This window comes from Pseudomonas sp. 7P_10.2_Bac1 (assembly GCF_025465935.1).
GTDB lineage: Bacteria > Pseudomonadota > Gammaproteobacteria > Pseudomonadales > Pseudomonadaceae > Aquipseudomonas.
This window is the reverse complement of sequence record NZ_JANLNV010000053.1, coordinates 1-17,550: the sequence shown is the minus strand read 5'-3', so window position 1 is coordinate 17,550 and position 17,550 is coordinate 1. Positions and strand designations below refer to the sequence as shown.

At 58.3% G+C, this 17,550-nt stretch carries 15 protein-coding genes; 5 read left to right on the top strand and 10 right to left on the bottom strand.

Features of this window, described 5'->3' with window-relative positions; genetic code table 11:
- Window positions 1-520: 520 nt before the first annotated feature.
- The 7 genes from NTD86_RS09295 to selD form a co-directional block, all read right to left on the bottom strand.
- Window positions 521-1,294: an enoyl-CoA hydratase gene (locus tag NTD86_RS09295; protein WP_262201910.1), complete on the bottom strand. Its 774-nt coding sequence runs from the start codon at window positions 1,292-1,294 to the stop codon at window positions 521-523.
- A gap of 16 nt (window positions 1,295-1,310) precedes the next feature.
- Entirely contained in the window at window positions 1,311-2,438 is a 1,128-nt protein-coding gene (locus tag NTD86_RS09290; protein ID WP_262201909.1) for an acyl-CoA dehydrogenase, read from the bottom strand.
- A gap of 8 nt (window positions 2,439-2,446) precedes the next feature.
- A complete protein-coding gene (locus NTD86_RS09285; RefSeq protein ID WP_262201908.1) occupies window positions 2,447-3,640 on the bottom strand; it encodes an acetyl-CoA C-acyltransferase in 1,194 nt (397 codons plus the stop codon).
- Between the two features lie 10 nt (window positions 3,641-3,650).
- Window positions 3,651-4,412 (bottom strand): SDR family NAD(P)-dependent oxidoreductase, encoded by a 762-nt coding sequence (locus NTD86_RS09280; protein WP_262201907.1) that lies wholly within the window; start codon window positions 4,410-4,412, stop codon window positions 3,651-3,653.
- 22 nt (window positions 4,413-4,434) lie between these two features.
- Window positions 4,435-6,099 (bottom strand): AMP-binding protein, encoded by a 1,665-nt coding sequence (locus NTD86_RS09275; protein WP_262201906.1) that lies wholly within the window; start codon window positions 6,097-6,099, stop codon window positions 4,435-4,437.
- A 208-nt stretch (window positions 6,100-6,307) separates the two neighbouring features.
- Window positions 6,308-7,405, bottom strand: a complete 1,098-nt coding sequence (gene mnmH, locus NTD86_RS09270) for a tRNA 2-selenouridine(34) synthase MnmH (RefSeq protein WP_262201905.1) — start codon at window positions 7,403-7,405, stop codon at window positions 6,308-6,310.
- A complete protein-coding gene (gene selD / locus NTD86_RS09265) occupies window positions 7,405-8,439 on the bottom strand; it encodes a selenide, water dikinase SelD (RefSeq protein WP_262201903.1) in 1,035 nt (344 codons plus the stop codon). Before selD ends, mnmH begins: the two co-directional genes overlap by 1 nt.
- A 545-nt stretch (window positions 8,440-8,984) precedes the next feature.
- On the opposite strand from selD, the gene NTD86_RS09260 reads away from it, so the two are divergent.
- Window positions 8,985-9,314: a hypothetical protein gene (locus NTD86_RS09260; RefSeq protein WP_262201902.1), complete on the top strand. Its 330-nt coding sequence runs from the start codon at window positions 8,985-8,987 to the stop codon at window positions 9,312-9,314.
- A gap of 225 nt (window positions 9,315-9,539) precedes the next feature.
- Here NTD86_RS09260 and NTD86_RS09255 read toward each other — a convergent pair whose 3' ends face one another.
- Entirely contained in the window at window positions 9,540-10,244 is a 705-nt protein-coding gene (locus NTD86_RS09255; RefSeq protein ID WP_262201901.1) for a YoaK family protein, read from the bottom strand.
- Between the two features lie 350 nt (window positions 10,245-10,594).
- On the opposite strand from NTD86_RS09255, the gene NTD86_RS09250 reads away from it, so the two are divergent.
- Window positions 10,595-10,819: a YgdI/YgdR family lipoprotein gene (locus NTD86_RS09250; RefSeq protein ID WP_262201900.1), complete on the top strand. Its 225-nt coding sequence runs from the start codon at window positions 10,595-10,597 to the stop codon at window positions 10,817-10,819.
- A 4-nt stretch (window positions 10,820-10,823) separates the two neighbouring features.
- Here NTD86_RS09250 and NTD86_RS09245 read toward each other — a convergent pair whose 3' ends face one another.
- On the bottom strand, window positions 10,824-11,837 hold the full coding sequence (locus tag NTD86_RS09245) for an AraC family transcriptional regulator (RefSeq protein WP_262201899.1): 1,014 nt from the start codon (window positions 11,835-11,837) through the stop codon (window positions 10,824-10,826).
- A gap of 68 nt (window positions 11,838-11,905) precedes the next feature.
- Window positions 11,906-13,261: an MATE family efflux transporter gene (locus tag NTD86_RS09240; protein WP_262201898.1), complete on the bottom strand. Its 1,356-nt coding sequence runs from the start codon at window positions 13,259-13,261 to the stop codon at window positions 11,906-11,908.
- 177 nt (window positions 13,262-13,438) lie between these two features.
- On the opposite strand from NTD86_RS09240, the gene NTD86_RS09235 reads away from it, so the two are divergent.
- The 3 genes from NTD86_RS09235 (at window position 13,439) to NTD86_RS09225 (ending at window position 17,458) form a co-directional block, all read left to right on the top strand.
- The gene (locus NTD86_RS09235; RefSeq protein ID WP_048369980.1) at window positions 13,439-14,122 is read left to right on the top strand and encodes a response regulator transcription factor; all 684 of its coding nucleotides are present in this window, start codon (window positions 13,439-13,441) and stop codon (window positions 14,120-14,122) included.
- A complete protein-coding gene (locus NTD86_RS09230; protein ID WP_262201897.1) occupies window positions 14,100-15,482 on the top strand; it encodes a sensor histidine kinase in 1,383 nt (460 codons plus the stop codon). The genes NTD86_RS09235 and NTD86_RS09230 overlap by 23 nt, the downstream gene beginning before the upstream one ends.
- Window positions 15,483-15,652: 170 nt before the next feature.
- Window positions 15,653-17,458 (top strand): ABC transporter ATP-binding protein, encoded by a 1,806-nt coding sequence (locus tag NTD86_RS09225; protein WP_262201896.1) that lies wholly within the window; start codon window positions 15,653-15,655, stop codon window positions 17,456-17,458.
- Window positions 17,459-17,550: the final 92 nt, after the last annotated feature.

Genomic DNA, 17,550 nt, shown 5'->3' with positions numbered 1-17,550 from the left:
AACTGCCTGAGCTTTGAAGTCGTCGGTGTAACTGCGGCGAGTTTGCTGTGCCATAAGTACCTCCAAGATTGCGATTAAAATATCGCTTCTTGGCGTCCGCTACGAGGGAACAAGTCCATGGTTACTTTGCCGCTTTTGCAAAGTGACACGCCGTAAGGGCGTAACCCTAAATGGCCATTACCCATCGAATGGATATGTACTCAATCATTCTTTCATTGCCGCTGGCGTACATATCCATTGAATGCGCAACGGCGATCTACGGGTTTCGCTCATACGGCGAGGCACTTTTGTCAAACAGCCACGGGCATCCATGGCCCATCGTGGCTCTCCCGAAGGGGCAGACAGATCAAAAACTAAAGCAACAGCCAAATAAACAGCTCGCCAGCAAGTTGCCCTGCAGCTGATCTGGCTGTTGATCTAGATGTGCAAAGTGACACGCCGCAAGGGCGTACCCCAAGTGGCCGTTACCCATCGAATGGATATCTACGGCCGGAGCAACACCAGAATCACCGGACAGCGTTTAGTTATTCTTGAACTGCGCTTCGCGCTTACCAACGAAGGCTGACATGCCTTCTTTCTGGTCATGGGTGGCGAACAACGAGTGGAACACTCGACGCTCGAACCGCACGCCTTCCGTCAAGTTGACTTCAAACGCGCGGTTGACGCTTTCTTTGGTCAACATCAACACCGGCAGGGATTTTTTGGCGATGGTTGCCGCCACGCTCAAGGCTTCTTCCAGCAGATCATCCACCGGAATCACCCGCGCCACCAGGCCCGATCGCTCGGCTTCAGCCGCGTCCATGAAGCGTCCGCTCAGGCACATTTCCATGGCCTTGGCCTTACCCACCGCCCGGGTCAAGCGCTGGGTGCCGCCCATACCCGGCAAAACGCCCAAATTGATCTCCGGCTGACCAAACTTGGCATTGTCTGCGGCCAGGATAAAGTCGCACATCATCGCCAGTTCACAGCCGCCGCCCAAAGCAAAACCAGCCACTGCGGCAATGATCGGCTTGCGACGGGTCGATACCCGATCGCTGTCCGAAAACAGGTCTTCAAGGTAGATCTGCGGATAGGTCAGTTCCGCCATTTCCTTGATGTCGGCCCCGGCAGCAAACGCTTTTTTCGAGCCGGTGATAACGATGCAGCCAATGTTGTTATCCGCCTCGAGGGCGTCCAGTGCATGATTCACTTCGCTCACCAGTTGCGCATTCAGGGCATTCAACGCCTGCGGCCGGTTCAGGGTAATCAGGCCCACTTGCCCATGAATGTCCAACAAAATGGTTTCGTAGCTCATCGATAAGGTCCTCAATTCAAAGATTGCGCGAAATGACCATGCGCTGAATATCGCTGGTGCCTTCGTAGATCTGGCACACCCGCACATCGCGGTAGATCCGCTCCAGCGGGAAGTCGTTCAAATAGCCATAACCCCCCAAGGTTTGCAATGCCTTGGAACACACACGCTCGGCCATCTCGGAGGCAAACAGCTTGGCCTGCGAAGCTTCGACCAGCGCCGACTGGCCATTGTCACGCAGGGCTGCCGCGTACTGGACCATTTGCCGGGCGACAGCAATTTCTGTCGACATGTCCGCCAGACGAAACGCGACCGCCTGATGCTCAACCAGCGGTTGGCCGAAGGTCACGCGTTCACGGGCATAATCGCGGGCCGCTTCAAAGGCGGCACGGGCCATACCGACCGCTTGGGAGGCAATCCCGATGCGCCCGCCTTCCAGGTTGCCCAAGGCGATTTTGTAGCCCTGCCCCTCTTCGCCCAAGCGGTTGGCCACGGGCACCTTGAGGTCGGTAAACAGGATTTGACAGGTGTCCGAAGCATGTTGCCCCAGCTTGTCTTCAACCCGGGCCACGCTGTAGCCCGGGGAATCAGTGGGCACGATAAACGCACTGATACCGCGCTTGCCCGCCGCTGGATCGGTTACCGCAAACACGATCACCACCCCGGCGTTCTGCCCGGAGGTGATGAACTGTTTGCAACCATTGAGCACGTAATGGTCACCTTCACGGCGAGCCCGGGTTTTCAGGTCGCTGGCATCCGAGCCTGCCTGAGGTTCGGTCAAAGCGAACGCACCGAGCATCTCGCCGCTGGCCAGAGGGCGCAAAAACTCGTTCTTTTGCTGCTCGGTGCCGTATTTGAGAATCGGCACGCAGCCTACCGAGTTGTGCACGCTCATGATCGTGGAGCACGCGCCATCACCGGCGGCGATTTCCTCCAAGGCCATTGCGTAGGCTTGGTAGCCCACGTCGCAACCGCCCCACTCCTCGGGCACCAACATGCCAAAAAAACCCAGCTCGGCCATCTCGTTGACCGCCTCACGAGGAAAGCGATGCTGCTTGTCCCACTCAGCGGCAAAAGGCTTTAAACGCTCTTGGGCAAACTGACGGGCCGCTTCGCGAATTTGCAGGTGTTCGGATGTAGGCAGCATAAAACTCCTTAATACAGGCATTCCACGGCAATCGCCGTCGCTTCACCGCCACCTATGCAGATGGCCGCAACGCCGTGCTTCAAATTTTTCTGGCGCAAGGCCCAGAGCAATGTCACCAGAATCCGTGCTCCGGATGCACCAATCGGATGCCCCAGTGCACAAGCCCCGCCGTAGACATTGACCTTGTCATGGGGGATGCCCAGCTCATTCATGGTCACCAGCGTTACCACTGCAAAAGCCTCGTTGATCTCGAACAGATCGACTTCAGACAGGTCCCAGCCAGTCTTGTCCATCAACCGCTTGATCGCGCCGATGGGCGCGGTCGGGAACAATCCAGGTTCATCGGCGTATGCCGCATGCCCATGAATCACGGCCAAGGGTTTGAGGCCGCGCTTTTGTGCTTCTGAACGACGCATCAGCACCAGCGCCGCGGCGCCATCGGAAATAGAACTGGAGTTGGCTGCAGTCACCGTACCAGCGTCGCGGAAGGCCGGTTTAAGGGTCGGGATTTTTGCCAGATTGGCCTTGGGGGGCTGTTCGTCATCGCTGATCAAGCGCTGCTCTTTACCGACCGTGACCTGTACCGGCACGATCTCGGCGCTGAAGTTGCCGCTCTTGATCGCTTGCTGGGCGCGGGTCAGCGACGCCACTGCAAACTCATCCTGCACCTCACGCGTAAAGCCATGTGCCTGGGCGCAATCCTCTGCGAAGGTGCCCATCAGGCGGCCACGGTCGTAAGCGTCTTCCAGGCCGTCAAGGAACATGTGATCAAGCACACGGCCATGGCCCATGCGGTAGCCACTGCGCGCACGATCAAGCAAGTACGGCGCGTTGGACATGCTCTCCATGCCACCCGCCACAATCACCTCGGCACTGCCGGCCAGCAATTGGTCGTGGGCCAGAATTGTCGCTTCCATGCCCGAGCCGCACATTTTGTTCAGTGTGGTGCAGCGCGTGCCTTTATCCAGGCCCGCGCCTAAAGCAGCTTGACGGGCAGGCGCCTGGCCCAGCCCGGCTGACAGTACACAGCCAAACAGCACTTCATCCACGCTGCTCGGCGTAATGCCCGCGCGCTCAACGGCCGCGCTGATGGCGGCAGCTCCCAACTGTGGCGAGGTCAAGCCTTTGAAGTCGCCCTGAAAACCGCCCATGGGCGTGCGCACTGCGCTGACAATAACAATCGGATCATCGACTCTGGTCATTTCACACCTCTTATTTGGCGGCCATGCGCAAAGCACCGTCGAGACGGATCACCTCGCCATTGAGCATGCTGTTTTCAATAATCTGCCGCACCAGCAGTGCGTACTCGGCAGGTTTGCCCAAGCGTGGCGGGAACGGTACGCCAGCGGCCAGAGAATCCCGCACTTCAGGCGTCATGCCGGCCATCATCGGCGTTTCAAAAATACCGGGCGCGATGGTCATGACGCGAATCCCGAAACGGGCCAGCTCGCGAGCCGCGGGCAAGGTCAAGCTGGCAATAGCCCCCTTGGAAGCGGCATACGCTGCCTGGCCAATCTGCCCATCAAAGGCTGCCACCGAGGCGGTGTTAATGATCACCCCGCGTTCACCGTCGGCATCCGCCGGCGTTTCGGCAATGGCCGCCGCCGCCAGACGCAGCATGTTGAAGCTGCCGATCAAGTTGACATTGATCACTTGGCTGAAACTCTCCAGCGCATGCGGGCCATTTTTGCCGAGGATCTTCTCGCCGCGCACAATACCAGCGCAGTTGACCAAGCCGTTCACTGCGCCAAACGCCGCTACCGTCGCATCGACCGCCGCCTGTGCTGCATCCGCCTGGCTGATGTCCGCCACGGTGCTGTGAACCCCGAGCCTGGCTGCCTGGGCAGCCACTGCTTCAGCGTTCAGATCGACCAACATGACCTTGGCACCGGCCTGGACCAACATTTGTGCGGTGGCGGCACCCAAACCGGAGGCGCCGCCAGTGACGATAAAAACCTTGTTCTGAATGTGCATAAGGATTCCTGACTACTCGATATCAGGCTGTAACCTTGGCGCCCTGCGCCTGTTCAGCCTTGGCGATTTCTTGATTGCGCAAAATAAAGCGCTGCAACTTGCCGCTTGGGGTCTTCGGCAATTCGCTGACAAATTCGACTTCACGGGGGTATGCATGGGCCGCCAGACGCTGGCGCACGTGCAGGCGCAGGGTTTCGGCCAGTTGCGCGTCGCCCAGGTACTGCGGGCTCAACACCACAAAGGCTTTAACCACTTCGGTACGTTCAGGGCAGGGTTTACCGACCACGGCGGCTTCGACCACAGCCGGGTGCTCGATCAAGGCACTTTCCACATCGAAAGGCCCGACGCGATACCCCGAGGTGGTGATCACGTCATCGCTGCGCCCGACAAAGCTGATGCTGCCGTCCGGGTTCAGCTCTACGGTGTCACCGCTCAAGTAGTAATTGCCGACAAACGCTTTGGTGGTGAAGCCCTGATACCCGCCAAACCAGCACATCGGCGATTGGCTGCGATCGACGGCCAGAATCCCCGGCTGCCCTACCGGCAGTTCCTGATAGTTGTCATCGAGCACCACAATTCGGTGGCCAGGTGAGGCAAAGCCGGCAGCCCCCATGTGTACCGGATGCTCCAGCCCATGGTGGTTGCACAGCACCATGCCGACTTCGGTTTGCCCGTAGTGGTCGTGGATCGTGACGTTGAGTTCGTCGGCGAACCAGCGGATCACTTCTGGGTTAAGCGGCTCGCCAGCGCTGCTGACAGCGCGCAACTGGCCTTTGATCTTACTCGAAAACGATTCACCCGCCGCAATCAGCATGCGATAAGCCGTCGGTGAACCGGTGAGGTTGGTAATGCCGTACTTCTGGATCACCCGACAGGTGCTCTCAACGGTAAACGGGCCGTCATACAGCGTGATCGGATGGCCCATCGACAACGGCCCGGTGATCCCGAAGTAGATGCCGTAGGCCCAGCCTGGGTCGGCCAGGTTCCAAAAAGAATCCTCAGGGCGCAAATCCACTGCATCGCGGGTATAACTCTGGAACGCCACAATGGCCTTGAGCGGCACCAGCAGCGGCTTGGCCGGACCTGTGGTGCCCGAGGTGAACATCAGCAGGAACGGGTCTTCACCGCTCAACAGTACCGGCTCACAAACGGCCGGATAGTTGTCCAGCTCAGCCCAGAAGCTGAAGTCGCCGCGCACCAGTCCCTGGCCTTTGGCGCCAGCCACCGTAACAATGGCCGGACAGTCATTGACTTCATTGAGTTTGGGCCGGTTGACCGCATCAGTGACCACCAGTGCAGCGCCTGAGCTGTTGAGGCGATGCTCGATGGCCTTGGGCCCGAATGCAGTAAACAGCGGCTGATAGATCGCGCCGATGCGCCAGGTTGCAAAAACCACCACCAGCAACTCGACGTTACGCGGCAGCAGACCGGCCACCCTGTCACCCTGCTTTACGCCCTGAGCCAGCAGGAAGTTGGCAAAGCGCGCGGCTTTATCCTGCAGGTCGGTGAAGGTGTAGCTCGCGCTGCTGGCGTCGCGTCCTTCCCAGAACAGCGCAATACGACCGGGCAAGGCATGGCGATCGCAGCACTCAACACAGGCATTGAGTGCAGACAAATGGCCGTTCAGTGCACCAGCCACCGTCCGTTGGTAGTCAAAGTCATTCATCGCGGTCAGATAGTCGCGCATCAGCAGAATCCCTCGGTCTTTATTTTTAGGAATGGGAACCGTGAAAAGTCCTGCTGATAATCGCCCTGGCGAGGCTCTACAACAATGGTCAAACCGCTCAAGCTGGCTGACTGGTTTGGCCAATGATGTCATCGGATGCCGCACACTCAGACGCTGGCAGGCTGCGACCTTTTGATCTCCACAATCAAAAAAATCGCAGCCAACGGGATCAAGGGTTGGCTGCTTTGCGCACGTATTCCAGGACAGCTGCCTGATCACCGGCGAACGCGATGCGCGCGGCTTTTTTATCGCGCTGGAAGGTGTACATCGGGTCGTAATATTCACGCAGCAAGGCCTCGATCCAGACCCGGTGCAGATCCACCGAGCCGCAATGGGCCTGTTCTTGCAACGCTTGCTGCATGACCGCCTGCAAACGCTGATGGCGCTCACCGCCCAAGCGTCGCTGTATGTTCGACAGGCTCTCCAGTAACCGCCGGGAAAACAGGGTAAAGCCGTGCTCGCCATTGGTGACGGCAAATTCGGCACTCAACCCCACAACATAGTCGCGCAGAATGCGCTCGACGCGGCTTTCTACGCTGTCCTCCAGCCACACCATCGGTGCGCTCTGCATGCGTTGGTAGAGCGTCAACGGCAAGGCACAACTGCCGACAGCGCGGTTTTCGTCTTCCACTACAAAACGCTCATGCCCGCAGCTGCGCTTTTTCAGCAGATCAATTGCCAACCGGTTTTCGAAGTCGATATTGCTCGGCTGTCCGGTCGCACGCTTGCCGAAGCTAGAGCCCCGATGATTCGCATGGCCTTCGAGGTCCAGGGCGTTGTCGAGTTGCAACAGCACATCGGTTTTCCCGGTGCCGGTCATCCCGCCGAGTACGAGTAAGTCGCAACGCGCCACGGCGTCGTCGACGGTCTGGATCAGAAAGGTACGCAGCGCCTTGTAACCGCCCGCGACAAGCGGATAGTCGATCCCGGCATCGTGTTTGAGCCATTGCTGGACAATGTGCGAGCGCATACCGCCACGAAAGCAATACAAGACCCCATCGGGGTTGGCCCGGGCAAACTCGGCCCAGGCTTGCAGACGCTCGGCCCTGGTCTGGCCAGACACCAACTGATGCCCCAGGATCACCGCCGCTTGCTGACCTTGTTGCTTGTAGCAGGTGCCCACACGCTCGCGCTCACGATCGTTCATCAACGGCAAATTGACCGCCCCCGGAAACGCACCTTTGTGAAATTCAATCGGCGCGCGGGTGTCCATCATCGGACGATCAGTGACAAACAATTCGCGAAAATCGCTTATGTCCTGAGCCATCACAGCACCTCGACTGCGTGGGCCTGTCGCTCAACCAGCTTGCCGATAGGCTCAAGGGTCAAACCTTGCTCAAGCGCTAGGTCGAGGAACGCCTGATTGCCCTCCGGGCTAACCGCCACCAGCAAGCCGCCACTGGTTTGCGGGTCGCACAGCAGCTGTTTGTGGGTCTCGTGCAAGGGCGATAACTGGCTGGCGTAGCTGTCAAAATTGCGCCCTGTACCGCCGGGTATGCAGCCCTGCTCGAGGTAGTAGTCAACCGATGCCAGCCGCGGCACCCTGGCGTACTCGATCTGCGCTGTCAGGTGGCTGCCGTCGGCCATTTCCAACAGGTGTCCGAGCAGGCCAAAACCGGTTACGTCGGTCATCGCCTTGACCCCATCAAGCTTGGCAAACTGGCTGCCGATCTTGTTCAAGGTGCACATCCAGTCGCGCGCAACACCCACGTCCTCAGCACGCAGCTTGCCCTTCTTCTCGGCGGTGGTGAGGATGCCGATGCCCAGGGGCTTGGTCAGGTACAACAGACAACCCGCTGTCGCGGTATCGTTGCGCTTGATCTGTTGCTTGTTGACCACACCGGTCACGGCCAGGCCAAAAATCGGCTCGGGGGCGTCAATCGAATGCCCGCCCGCCAGAGGGATACCCGCCTCATCGCACACCGCGCGACCACCACGAATCACCTCGCGAGCCACTTCAGGCGGCAACACGTTCACCGGCCAGCCCAGAATCGCAATCGCCATCAACGGGCTGGCACCCATGGCATAGATATCGCTGATGGCATTGGTCGCTGCGATACGGCCGAAATCGTACGGGTCATCGACAATCGGCATAAAGAAGTCCGTGGTCGAGACCACGCCGCGCTCCTCGTCCAGTGCGTAGACCGCCGCGTCATCCCGGGACGCGTTCCCTACCCACAGGTTGGGGTCGAGGTGTTGCGCCCCGCTCCCCGACAGAATCACCTCCAGTACCTGAGGCGAAATCTTGCAGCCGCATCCGGCTCCGTGGCTGTACTGCGTCAGGCGAATCGGCTCGCTCATGGAACACCTCTTGGATAACGATCAGAGCGGCTGATACTAACAGAGCGGTTGCGTCCTACAGAGCCTTGCGGCGGATGACCGGCATGCAGAAAAACGACCCACAAGTCACAAATGTAGTGACCAAAAATAAACACTACATATTTGTTGACGACACGAATTTCCCAACGCATTATGCAGACGTCTTCCCCACCGGAAGCGCTGGAAAGGGTTGTTGCAAGCATGCTCGACGAGCTGTCGGGCTGTTCCGGGATAGGTACTGCCCACAAGGCAGAATTGATGAAGCTGACCTGGCTTGATCGTCCGTTTTCAAGGCGTGAGAGGCTAGCGAAACGTCCTCAAGAGGCTTGTGGTGATGCGACATGTCGCTCAAGCATCCTGGTTTACGTTGCTCTCCCTCGCTGCAAGCAGCATGTTGTAGTGTTTTATTTCACTACTACATCTGCCGGACTCAAGACCAGATCTGCTGTAGATGGACACTACGTAGCGCTGCATAAGCAGTTGCGCGAATCAATTAGACAGATCATCGAGTGGTCAAGGAGTTAGCTATGAACCTGAATAATCAACCAACTGTTAACGAACTGGCTCAACTCTTCGCTGAGCAGAAAGACACGTTGAACGACCACATTCTGTGGGTGTGCAACGAAGGCAATGTACGGATTGAACCGGTCGTTGCCTGCAAGGAAGAAACCCAATTCGAGAAAGATCGCCCACACATGCGAGCTCATCTCAAGATGTACCGTCGTGGCCAAGGCTACGTGGGCAAGAAAGCCGCTGCCGATAAAGAGTTTATTGCGCGCGTGCTCAATACATTGACGCTAACTTGGGAAAAGGCTCAAACCGAGCAAGCCCTGGTCAAAGTTAACAGCTACAGCTGATAGCGTCCGCCCCACAAAAAGCCCCGGATGACCTTCGGGGCTTTTTGTTGCATCACTCAACGGTCTATCACCCAGGGCGTCTCGCGCCACTGCTCTGCCAGAAAGTCGGCAAATAAACTGATACGCCGGGGCACACGCACCGCCCGGCCTCTGGCTGCTGATCGATATCGCCGCAGTGCTGGCGTAGGCCAGGCAGAGCCACCCGCGGCATTGTTAAAAAAAGCTTCATTCAGGCATGTAATCCCGCTGCCAACGGCGCGGGATTTTCAGCGAGATCAACCCCAGCAACGCGGCAAGACCAGCACTGCACAACATCGCCTGGATCCCGAGCCGCGACTCCAGGCCTGCGCCCACGACCGCACCGATCAACATGCCGGTCCATGGCACCAACTGCAGACGCCAGTTAGGCCCCTTCTCGCCCAACAGCCAGCGTCCCACGCTGCGACCAAATCGCGACAAGGCACCGGTGACATAGGTGAGCCCCACCTGCAAGCCATTGACCTGTTCAACCGCCGCATTGACCATGCCCATCGCCAGCACCGCCGTCAGCAACGCCGCAACCTGCGACTGGGGCGGCAATAACCCCGCTGTGCACAACAAGGCGGATATCAGCAGCAGCAAAGGCAAGGCCCGACGGCCGCCCCAGCGACCAAACACCACCCCTAACGCATTCCCGGCGACGAACGCGAGCACCACAAACCCCAGGCGCACGATCACCCGCGTGTCGCCCTCGGCAATGGCCACAGCCAGGCGCGTAGTGTTGCCGCTCATGAACGAAATAAAATCACCGACCGCCAGAAAACCGATGGCATCGGTCATCCCCGCCAGCACCGACAAGCTTGCAACAAACGCCAACCCCACTCGATTACGCAAGGTCCGTACGCGCACATGCAGTGTCTTGTTCGACTTTCCCACTAGCCTACGAGGCATCCAATAACATCCTTTTAAAGAAGTGCGGCTTAAATATATGCACTAAAGTGGGATACAGATGCATTACCTACTCGAAAATTCCGTTTTAATCGTAGGTCTAAGCGAACCAAGTCTAAAAAAAGCGTCTAATGATGGCCATATTCAGGGAGGGAACGCACAGAGCTGCGCTGACAGGGAGCAAAAATGACTCGGGATCATGCACACCTGATTCACCGGTAACAGCGTGCTTCAATACTCAACGTTTCGTTGGTATAAAGCGCTGTTAAAAGCGGCCCTTAACAACGCTGATTTGAAGCTAGCGCTCAGCGTGCTCAACTCTTAACTCGCAGACAGTTCAAGGTACACGTCGTATGAAGATCAACATTATCGGTTTGCCTGTGGTCATGGTGGCGGTTTTGGCACTGGCTGGTTGCGCAACCCCCACTGTGGTGACCTTGCAAAACGGTACGCAGTACCTGACCAAAGACATGCCGAACACCAAGAGTGCCAGCGGCTTTTATGAGTTCGAGGACATTGCAGGCAAGCACATCAAAGTCAAAGCCGATGATGTAGCGACCATCAAAGCCAATAAATAAGCCTTCAGCTACCGCTCAGAATCAGACTGCGGTAGTGCCCCGGGTTGGTGCCGGACCATTTGCGGAAAGCCTTGTAAAACGAGCTGGTATCGGCAAAGCCCAAACGCAGGGCGATATCCGCAAAACTGTGATCCGGCTCAGCCAACCAACCAATCGCCAACTCCTTGCGTACGCTATCCTTGAGTCCCTGGAAGGTTTGGCCCTCTTCCGCCAGACGCCGACGCAAGGTTGAGGCCGACATGCACAGACTCTGCGCCATGCCTTGGGTTTCGGGCCACTGATCAGCCGGCAATTGTCGAAGGTCCTGCTTGATCTGGCTCGCCAGACTTTGCGGATCGCGGTATTTGACCAGGATGTTGGCCGGTGCCTGGGCCAGGAAGCGTTGCAGTTCCTCGTTACTACGCTTGATCGGCGCGTCGAGGTAGTCAGCCGCAAAGATCATCCGCGTGCGCGGGCGCTCGAAGCGCAGGTTGTCAGAAAACATCACTTCATAGTCGCCGCAGTAATCTGGCTGCGCGCACCGCAACTCAATGGCCAGAATCGGGATCCGTCGCCCCGCCAGCCAACAGGCCACGCCATGCACGATCATCCAGTACGCGAAATAGGTGAAGGCGCGGCTCGACTGGCCGTCCGGCTCCAGCAACACAATTTCGGCAACACTCTGCTGACGTACCAGGCGTGCCGGTAAACGCTCAAGCATCAACGACAAAAACCCCAGCACCAACTCCACGCCCTGCGCGAGCGTGGGCTGCGCCATGGCCGCGCGACACATGAACTCCAGGCTGCCGGCACGAAGCTTGCGCGGGTCCATGCCAAAAAACTCGTCATCCAGACGCCGCGCCAGCAGCCGCCACATCCGCGCATAGGCAATAGCCGGCACACGCGCCTGCGGCTCGTCCAACAACGCCGGATCAATGCCGACCTTTTGCAGCACATCGTGCATACCGCCGGTGGCGGTACAACTTTGCAACAGCGCTTCGCGCACCAAGTGAATAGAGATGGTGTCTTTGTTCAACATTGGCGCCTATCCCAGCCCGATGACAGTCAAGTGTCGGCCATCTTAAGCACCGCCCGACAAAAAGCCACCTAGACCAAACGCTGAATCGGTTTATGCCGCCAAACCAATCGGTAATACGCGGTCTGCATGATCAGCATTGCGATGTACGTCACCGGGAAAGCCATCCACACACCTTCAAGGCCGAAGTGCGCATTGAGGGCATATGCCACCGGCAGTTCGATACACAGCACGCAGAACACGGTGATGCTCATTGGCACCAGCACCACACCGCTGGCACGCATGATGCCGCCAATGGCCGCTTGAAAGCCGAACACCAGAATGCTCCAAAGCATGATGTGCAGCAGGTGTTCGGCACGCACGTGCGCCTGCGCATCGGTGATGAACAAGCCCAGTAACCAGTCGGACAGCACGTAGCCCAGCAGGATCAAAGCGCCAGTCAGGCACAGGTTGATCAACAGGCCGGTGCGCAGAATCGGCCCGATCCGCTCTATGCGTCCGGCCCCAATCGCCTGTGCCCCCAGGATCGAGGCAGTGATGGCAATCGACAGCGCCGGGAACTGAACGTAATTGACAATTTGCGTCACCGCGCCATACGCGGCGGTCGCTTGCGAACCGTGGCTGTTGACCAGCGCCAGAATCACCAGCTCCGACAATGACAACACCACCATCTGCAGGCCGGTCGGCAAGCCGATGCGCAGTACCTTGACGAGAATCTCACGGTTGAGCCGCAGCGCTTGCCATAGCTCGCGATCCGGGGCCATGACGTGGCGCTTGTGACGCAAGCGCAAGATCAGAAACAGCATCGCCAGCACGTTACCGAACAGCCCCGCCACCGCTGCGCTCTGGATACCCAACTGCGGCAGTCCGGCCCAGCCCAGAATCAGCGCCGGGGTCAGAAGCAACCCCACAGTGGTCGAAACCATCAGCGCCAGCAACGGCGAAACCGTGTCGCTGACCCCGCGCAATAACTGCGTGAACAGAATAAACACCAGCAGCAGCGGCATGATCAGCATCATCACCCGCGCATACCCCACGGCATCATCCAGCACGTCCAGAGGCGTGCCCAACAGTTGCATTGCCGGGCGCGCAAACAGGCTGCCGAGCACCGCTGCGGCCAACCCGACCAACGCCCCCAGAGTCAGCGTGGCGCCGGTGATCTGTTTGACCATCGAAGTCTCACGCGCGCCCCAGGCCTGACCGATCAGCACCGATGCGCCGGCCCCCAGGCCGATCACCAACGCGATAAAGAAAAACACAATGGGAAACATCCCCGACACCGCTGCCAGTGCCTGAGTCCCCAGCAACTGGCCCACGTAAATGCCGTTGAGCGTGCCAGAAAAACTCTGCAGGAAATTGGACAGCACCATCGGCGCAAGAAAGATCAGATAGATCTGCCACAGCGGCCGTTGTGTGGGGTTTTGCATAAACAAAGGGTCCTGAATCAGAAGCGGTGACGCGTTATACCTCAACGCCGAGCATGAAACACGATATCGACTACTCTTTTCTGACTGTGGGCTGAACATGAAAAATAATTAAGAAACGTTTCAGCTTTTTGTGGGCAAAATGTGCTCACTGCTCCCAAACGCCCATCAGGTGACGGTATGACCCGCATTTTGACCATCGAAGATGATGCCGTAACGGCGAAAGAAATCGTGGCTGAATTAAGCAGCCACGGGCTGGAAGTTGACTGGGTCGCCAACGGCCGAGAGGGCCTGGTGCGCGCCGTGAGTGGCGACTACGACCTGATCACCCTGGACCGCATGCTCCCCGAGCTGGACGGCCTGGCGATTGTCACCACACTGCGCACCATTGGTGTCAGCACCCCCATTTTGATGATCAGCGCCCTCTCCGATGTGGACGAGCGGGTACGCGGTTTGCGCGCCGGCGGTGACGACTACCTGACCAAGCCGTTTGCCAGTGATGAAATGGCAGCCCGGGTTGAAGTTTTGCTGCGCCGCAAAAGTCCGGTCGACAAGCACGAAACCTCGCTGCGCGTGGCGGACCTGGAACTGAACTTGATCACCCGCGAAGCCAGCCGTGCCGAACAGCAACTGAGCTTGCTGCCCACCGAATACAAGCTGCTCGAGTTCCTGATGCGCAATACGGGGCAAATCCTCTCGCGCATGATGATTTTCGAGGAAGTGTGGGGCTACCACTTCGACCCGGGCACCAACCTGATCGACGTACATATCGGCCGCCTGCGCAAGAAAATCGATCCACCGGGCCTGGTGCCCCTCATTCGCACCGTTCGAGGCTCGGGTTATGTCATTGCCGAACCCCTCTAAGGGCTGGCGCTCCTCCAGCAGCCGACTGCTGGCGCTGTACAGTTTTTTGTTCGTGGCCTGGAGCTGCATCCTCATGGGGGTGCTGTATTACGAAGTATCGGACTACCTGGGCAACCTGGCCAAGCATTCGCTGATGCAGCGCCAACACCTGTTTGCTCGCTTCAATGGCGAGCAACTGGATGAGGCGCTGACCACCAGCATGACGTTCGATCTGAAAACAGTTGATGCTTATGGACTGTTCGATGCGCAACACCGCCCCATCAGCGGGCCGATTCAGACCATTCCTGCCGACCTGCCGCTGGATGGCCAGATCCACGAACTGGCCACCTGCATCAACTCCGATGACCCTAACCTGCCGCAAGACAGTTGCGACGCAGTCGCCACCCACACCCGCGACGGTCGCTTGCTGGTACTGGTGCGCGATAACGGCTCGCTGTTCGCGGTCACGCGGATCATCCTGCACGCGCTGTTCTGGGGCCTGTCGCTGACCATCATCCCCGGTATTGCCGGCTGGCACCTGCTGCGCCGTCGCCCTTTGCAGCGCATTCGTGCGATCCAGGCCAGTGCCGAAGCGATTGTCTCGGGCGATCTGACCTATCGCTTGCCGCTGTCCAACCGGCGGGACGAACTGGACATGCTGGCCGCCATCGTCAACGCCATGCTCGACCGTATAGAGCGGTTGATGCACGAGGTCAAAGGCGTGTGCGACAACATCGCCCATGACCTGCGCACGCCGCTCACCCGCCTGCGGGCGCAGTTGTACCGAATTCAGCAACAAGCCGAGGAAGGATCACCCGAGGCGCTGCAACTGGATGAGGTGATTGGCGAAACGGACACGTTGATGGCGCGCTTTCGTGGGCTGTTGCGGATTTCCGAGCTGGAAGACCACCAGCGTCGCTCGGGTTTCTTGCCTCTGGAACCCCTGCCACTGCTACAAGAACTGTACGACTTTTACCTGCCACTGGCTGAAGAAGGACAGGTAACGTTGATTTTGGACACTCCTCCAACACTTCCCGGCATGACCGGTGACCGTGCCCTGCTGTTTGAGGCACTGGCCAACCTGCTCAGCAACTCGATCAAATTCACCCCGCCGGGAGGCCAAGTGACCTTGCGCGCGGCGAACGAAGACGGCAGCCCGCTGATAGAAGTACTCGATACCGGGCCAGGTATTCCAGAAGCCGAGCGCGAGGCGGTGTTCAAGCGCTTCTACCGCTGTGATGACAAGCACAGTGGCTTTGGCCTGGGCCTGTCCATCGTCGCCGCCATTGTCAACCTGCACGGTTTTGACCTGGAAGTCGGGAGCTGCATCGGCGGTGGCGCCAGGCTGAGCCTGCATTGCCGTCAAAGCCTGATCCGATGATTGCCCCCCAGTTGTAGTCACTGCCGCTGCTGCGCACCCCAGCGCAGCCGGCGGCAGTGACTACATGCGTTTTACGCAAATCTGATTATTTCTTGCGGCTCGTTACAACTTGGCACAAATCTTTCTTGCGTTTGCGCGTTTGCAATTCTGCGCCTACGTAAAGGGATGTCATGTCTGAGTTTGGCACTATCACTGTTCCACCTAAACGGCCCGCCGCGTTTGTCTGGCATTACATCAGCCAATACCCCGGCTGGTACTGGGCGATTGCCCTTCTGCAAATCGGCGCCGCCATGGCCGCCACCCTCATGCCTTACGCCATCGGTCGCATCACTGGCGCTGTCAGTGAGGGGCTGTGGGATCACACGGATTTGGTACAGGCCAGCGCTCCGGCACTGGGCCTGCTGTTGGGTCTGGCAGTCTTGCAAATGGTCTTTGCCCGCGGCGCAACGTTCTGCATGATCATGGTACGGCCACGGCAAAAGATGCAGATCACTCGCGACCTGTTCGCCTGGCTGCAACAGCATTCACCGCGTTATTTCGGCGAGCATTTTGCCGGTAGCCTGGCCCAGCGTATCAGCGAGGGCAGCATCGGCCTGCTGGACGCCACGTGGGTGCTGATCGTTGAGATGTTGCCCATTTTGGTGGTGCTGACCACCAGCCTGGTGCTGCTCACCCTCGCCTCACCCTGGCTCGGCCTGGGCCTGCTGGTGTGGGTTGTAAGCTATTCACTGCTGGCCTACGTGCTATCGCGCAAGGCCCAGGTGCTGGCCAATGACCACGCAAAAACCCGCAGCGTCACCACCGGCAAAATCGTTGATGCGGTGAGCAACCTCAGCAGCATCCGCCTGTTCGCCCGCCAAGACTTCGAACTCGGCTATTTGAGCCGCTACCAGTCCACTGAAAAAAAGGCTGCACAGCGCTCCTTCTTCTATCAGGAGAAAATTCGCCTGCTACAAGACAGTCTGTCTATCGTGCTGCGCGTGGGCCTGGTGGCACTGGCGCTGTATCTGTGGCATCTGGGCAAGATCGATGTCGGACAACTGGTGATGGTGGCCACGCTGGGGCTGATGATCGTCGCGCAATGTAGCTTTTTGAGCATGCAGTTCATGCACTTTTTCGAATTTATCGGCAACATCGAAAACAGCATCAACACCCTGCTCCAGCCTCACGAAATGCCGGACCGCAAAGACGCCCGCCCCGCATTGATCGATAAGGGGGCGATTCACTTTCGCGATGTGGATTTCAGCTACAACCCCGGTAAACCGATTTTCCGCCACTTCAACCTGGACATCCCGGCGGGGCAACGTGTGGGGATTGTCGGCCTCTCTGGTTCCGGCAAATCCACCCTGCTCAACCTGCTGTTGCGCGCTTATGACCCGCAAGGCGGCACCATTGAAGTCGACGGCCTCAATGTTCTGGGCATGACTCAGCAATCGCTGCACACGCATATCGCCTTGATCCCGCAAGAGCCAGGCCTGTTCCACCGCTCATTGCGCGAGAACATTGGCTACGGCGACGTGCAGGCCAGCGAGGAGCAAATCACTCAAGCTGCACAACGGGCGCACGCCCACGACTTTATCCTGCAAATGCCCGAAGGCTACGACGCCTTGATCGGTGAACGTGGGGTCAAACTGTCGGGTGGCCAGCGCCAGCGCATCGCCATTGCCCGAGCGCTGCTCAAGAACGCACCGATTCTGGTGCTCGACGAAGCCACCGCCAGCCTCGATTCGGAAACTGAAAGCCTGATTCAAAGCAGCCTCGATGACATCATGGCTGACAAGACGGTATTGGTTGTTGCCCATCGCCTGTCCACCCTCGCCCATCTGGATCGCATTGTCGTTTTGGATAAAGGCGCAATAGTGGAAGATGGCACTCATGCACAACTACTGGAACGCAGAGGCCTGTATTACCGCTTGTGGCAACATCAGTCAGATGGTTTGTTAAGTGAAACGGACGAACTCGAGTCTGTTATTTAACTAAACACTTATCGACACCCAACATTAACCTCCTGTAGGAGCGAGGGGGGGGGGGGGGGGTTTTTTTTTTTTAAAAAATATGGGACGGGCCG

Coding starts and splice junctions, on each gene's coding strand:
- NTD86_RS09295 (WP_262201910.1), bottom strand. CDS start 1,294: ATGAGCTACGAAACCATTTTGTTGGACATTCATGGGCAAGTGGGCCTG.
- NTD86_RS09290 (WP_262201909.1), bottom strand. CDS start 2,438: ATGCTGCCTACATCCGAACACCTGCAAATTCGCGAAGCGGCCCGTCAG.
- NTD86_RS09285 (WP_262201908.1), bottom strand. CDS start 3,640: ATGACCAGAGTCGATGATCCGATTGTTATTGTCAGCGCAGTGCGCACG.
- NTD86_RS09280 (WP_262201907.1), bottom strand. CDS start 4,412: ATGCACATTCAGAACAAGGTTTTTATCGTCACTGGCGGCGCCTCCGGT.
- NTD86_RS09275 (WP_262201906.1), bottom strand. CDS start 6,099: ATGCGCGACTATCTGACCGCGATGAATGACTTTGACTACCAACGGACG.
- mnmH (WP_262201905.1), bottom strand. CDS start 7,405: ATGGCTCAGGACATAAGCGATTTTCGCGAATTGTTTGTCACTGATCGT.
- selD (WP_262201903.1), bottom strand. CDS start 8,439: ATGAGCGAGCCGATTCGCCTGACGCAGTACAGCCACGGAGCCGGATGC.
- NTD86_RS09260 (WP_262201902.1), top strand. CDS start 8,985: ATGAACCTGAATAATCAACCAACTGTTAACGAACTGGCTCAACTCTTC.
- NTD86_RS09255 (WP_262201901.1), bottom strand. CDS start 10,244: ATGCCTCGTAGGCTAGTGGGAAAGTCGAACAAGACACTGCATGTGCGC.
- NTD86_RS09250 (WP_262201900.1), top strand. CDS start 10,595: ATGAAGATCAACATTATCGGTTTGCCTGTGGTCATGGTGGCGGTTTTG.
- NTD86_RS09245 (WP_262201899.1), bottom strand. CDS start 11,837: ATGTTGAACAAAGACACCATCTCTATTCACTTGGTGCGCGAAGCGCTG.
- NTD86_RS09240 (WP_262201898.1), bottom strand. CDS start 13,261: ATGCAAAACCCCACACAACGGCCGCTGTGGCAGATCTATCTGATCTTT.
- NTD86_RS09235 (WP_048369980.1), top strand. CDS start 13,439: ATGACCCGCATTTTGACCATCGAAGATGATGCCGTAACGGCGAAAGAA.
- NTD86_RS09230 (WP_262201897.1), top strand. CDS start 14,100: ATGTCATTGCCGAACCCCTCTAAGGGCTGGCGCTCCTCCAGCAGCCGA.
- NTD86_RS09225 (WP_262201896.1), top strand. CDS start 15,653: ATGTCTGAGTTTGGCACTATCACTGTTCCACCTAAACGGCCCGCCGCG.